The sequence below is a fragment of the Sulfitobacter aquimarinus genome, from assembly GCF_040149565.1.
GTDB classification, from domain to species: Bacteria; Pseudomonadota; Alphaproteobacteria; order Rhodobacterales; family Rhodobacteraceae; genus Sulfitobacter; species Sulfitobacter aquimarinus.
Genome location: NZ_JBEFLO010000020.1, coordinates 1 through 3,605, shown reverse-complemented (window position 1 = coordinate 3,605; position 3,605 = coordinate 1). Strand labels below are relative to the sequence as shown.

Here is a 3,605-nt window from a genome sequence, read left to right as displayed (position 1 = left end):
TAAACCGCGTCACAGATCCGTTTCGCTCAGTCTGCTCGAAGACGTAATGCTCATCCTGCCCTGTCACAGGATTGAAATAGCTATAATTCTGGGCGGTGCCGAGACAGGTATTGATCTCTTCTCCAACCACGGATGTCATGTGCGGAACACCTTCAATCGATTGGGTCTGGTAAATCGTTCTGCGGCCAAGTGGGTTAGTTACGAGTGTTGTGTTGTCAGTCTGCTTTATAACTTCAAATTCATCTACTCCGCCTGAATGTTGCGTGTTGATAGCAAGGCCTGTGTCAGGATCGTATTGAAACTCTGCGTAAATTACGGGGTCACCGCTCGAAGCCGTGCGACCATCTGCGACTGATGTCAACTTTGGCGGCGTGTCATATGGCCCAAAATCACTTTCAAGATATTCATAGCTATACTCTTGTAGCGAAGCACCAGTCGCGACCTCAGTCACAGTTACCGTATCATGCAAAACACGTTCATCTGACTCCCGTCCCGAGATGGCATATTCAACAAGAATATCTGGGCTAAACAAAATGTCGCCGCCTGAGATATCAATTTCCACATCCGTAATGACATCTTTCGTGCGTGCGCCCACCGAAACACTTTGCCATGTGAAACGTGCCACTTGCCCTCGGTTGTCATCTAGCTGAATCAATTTCCCAGAACTGTCATAGGAGAGAAACTGGCGATACCCATCGGCCCAGCCCAACTCAGACAACTCTGCATCATATTGGGAATATTCTGTATAAACTTCGGTTCGGCCATCTCCCAGATGGACAGTGTGCTCACCTGGCCGATGCGGAAACAATCTTACTGTCGTCGTTGTTCTGAGACCTGAGCTTTTTCGCTTTGGACTAAACGTGCCATTGGCATAGCGCAAATGAACGACTTTACCGCCTGGTCGCTCTAAGGCTCTATCGAATTGCGCATAACCTTCATACGCTGATGTGATTGTGCTATACCAACCATCGGCCCATCCAGTATTAGCACCGTTGTGGATAGTGGCAGCAGACGAATACATGCGCTCTATACGAAAACGATTATCTTTAGGGGATTGCCAGTCGATGGCTTTCTCAGATTTCAGACTAGTCAACGCATCGATAGGATTTCCCTGAGACGCTGGACATACCGCTTGGCAGTCGTCATTTTGGTAAGTAACAAGCCCAGTTGTGAGTGGGCTTGTTGGGCTTGTAACATATTTTGCCCGCCCCTCTTCTACTCGCGTGAAATTCCCATTGGAGTTTGTACCTTCATAGGTACACTCAAATCCTAGGCCATTTGCCTTACCATTGTATTGATTATATAGTAACCATTGCTTTGTATCAGTTATCTCGACATCCCCACCCAGAGGCGTAAGGCCTTCAAGGCAGGCGGATTCCACAGATGTTGCTATTTGTGTGAACGGCGTCGAAAGATCGAAATATTGTTTGCAAGTGTTAGCAAACGAGGCTGTTGGCAGTGCCAATGAAAAAACTGCGCTAGTAATAATTTTCTTCAAAAAAAGATCCTTTTACTTACCTGATATCCCCATAAGAGGCAGTACACATAACAGCGCACTATGCCACAATGTTGCCACAATTCCCGTATGGCAAGAAGATTGTTTCTTTAGGTAGAAAATACTGCTCACTTCACAAAGAGTTACCTCACCATTAATCCTCGCAAAATAAGGCTCAAGACCACAACCTACTACATAATAAATCTATCTAAGGTTAGGCTAATTTGACATAATCAATCTTATACATATTTGGCATGTACGCGCAAAGCGATAATGTCACCTATGAGCAAAGCAGAAGTGTCACTCTCCTCGCAAACGATGTGAGGATGAGCGGATATGGGATGGGTGATGATGAGCGAGCGCGAGTTGAACCGTGTGGAGGTTTTGGCGCAGGTCGATGATGGTCGGTTGAGCGTCAACAACGCGGCCAACATGCTGGACCTGACGCGTCGACAGATTTTCAGATTGCTGAAGCGGTATCGTCAGGATGGTGCACCTGCGATCCGGCATAAAGCGCGTGGGAAGTCGCCGAACAACCTGATCCATCAGGCCAAACGGGATTATGCGCTGAGCCTGATCAAGGAGAACTACCCGGATTTTGGGCCGACGCTTGCCGCTGAGATGCTGGCGGAACATCATGGCTTCAAAGTCTCTCGCGAGACGCTTCGCAAGTGGATGGTTGAAGATGGTATCTGGCTTTCGCGCAAGCAGCGCCGTCGGTTTCACCAGCCGCGTCTACGCCGGGAATGTTTCGGCGAACTGATCCAGATTGACGGCTCGGATCATCGTTGGTTTGAGGATCGTGCTGGCCCTTGCACCCTGCTCGTCTTTATCGACGATGCCACCAGTACGCTGATGGAACTGAGGTTCGTGAGGTCAGAGAGTACGTTCAGCTATTTCGAAGCACTAGAAAGCTATCTGCTCGAACACGGTCGCCCCGTCGCCTTTTACAGCGACAAGCACACAGTGTTCCGGGTGGCCAAGGAAGACGCAAAGGCTGGCGCGGGTATGACCCAGTTTGGGCGCGCCCTGAACCAGCTGAACGTTGAGATTTTGTGCGCCAACAGCAGCCAGGCCAAAGGCCGCGTTGAGCGCGCCAACCGGACGTTGCAAGATCGGCTGGTGAAGGAACTGCGGCTGGCAGGTATCTCAGACATGGATGCTGGAAACGTTTATTTGCAAGGCTTCAAAGAACGCTTTAACGCGCAGTTTGCCAAAGCCCCAGCAAAGCCTGACAACCTGCACCGCGCCCTCAATGTGGAACCAGATCGGCTTGATGATGTGCTTTGCTGGCGCGATACACGCTATGTCGGCAAACAGCTGACGTTTTCCTATGACCGCAAGCGGATCATGCTTGAGGAGAGTGACACCACGCGCGGGCTAGTCGGCAAATATGTCGACACCTACGCGTTTGTGGATGGTCGGTTCGAAGTGCGCTCAAAAGGCCGCTCCCTGCCCTACAAGATCTTCGACATGGATCAGCGCGTGACCCATGCCGCCATCACCGACAACAAACGCCTTGGTGCCGTGCTCGAACATATCAAAGAGATGCAAGATAAGGCGCCGCCAAAATATCCAGTCCGGACAAATTCTGAGAAGATGGGCTACAAATCAAATGGCAAACGCCCCGGCAGACCTTCCGGCGCACGTACCAAAAAGACGATTGTGCAAGCGGCAGAATAAGCCCAGAATTGACGCCATGAATGCTGAAGAAGAACCAGAAATCATCATGTCAGATCTGTGCGCCGACGTTGAGATCGACGGGCATTTCCTGACGGTCGACATCTATAAGAGCGACATAGACCCTGGCTGGATTCTGGAAGTCATAAATGAGTTCGGCACATCCACGGTTTTCGACGACCCATTCCTTGCGGATGGTCTTGCATGGCAGCAGTTTGAAAAGACCTTGAAAGAAGAAGGCTTGGCCGCTTTCCTCACCAAAAAAGAGAAACGGCAGCTCTTCCACTGATCCCCGCAAAGCCAGCCAGAGCTCCGATATCAGAGGTCTACGCCCTGTCAGGCTTTGCTACCGTCAGCGCCTATGGTGACACTTCTGCTTTGCGCAACCGGTGACATTTCTGAATGGCGTTTACATGGCATGTAGCCGGGG

3 protein-coding genes are annotated in these 3,605 nt (G+C 50.4%); 2 read left to right on the top strand and 1 reads right to left on the bottom strand.

Going from position 1 to position 3,605, the window contains the following annotated elements:
• A partial coding sequence (locus tag ABMC88_RS18410) for a hypothetical protein (protein ID WP_349578356.1) occupies positions 1-1,498 on the bottom strand: 1,498 nt, incomplete at its 3' end.
• A 333-nt stretch (positions 1,499-1,831) separates the two neighbouring features.
• Between ABMC88_RS18410 and ABMC88_RS18405 the strand changes: the two genes are divergently transcribed.
• Entirely contained in the window at positions 1,832-3,178 is a 1,347-nt protein-coding gene (locus tag ABMC88_RS18405) for an ISNCY family transposase (protein WP_349578355.1), read from the top strand.
• 16 nt (positions 3,179-3,194) lie between these two features.
• On the top strand, positions 3,195-3,464 hold the full coding sequence (locus tag ABMC88_RS18400; RefSeq protein WP_349578354.1) for a hypothetical protein: 270 nt from the start codon (positions 3,195-3,197) through the stop codon (positions 3,462-3,464).
• Positions 3,465-3,605: the final 141 nt, after the last annotated feature.

Excerpts from the sequence above, each read along its gene's own strand:
- ABMC88_RS18405 (WP_349578355.1), top strand. The coding sequence starts at position 1,832 with ATGGGATGGGTGATGATGAGCGAGCGCGAGTTGAACCGTGTGGAGGTT.
- ABMC88_RS18400 (WP_349578354.1), top strand. The coding sequence starts at position 3,195 with ATGAATGCTGAAGAAGAACCAGAAATCATCATGTCAGATCTGTGCGCC.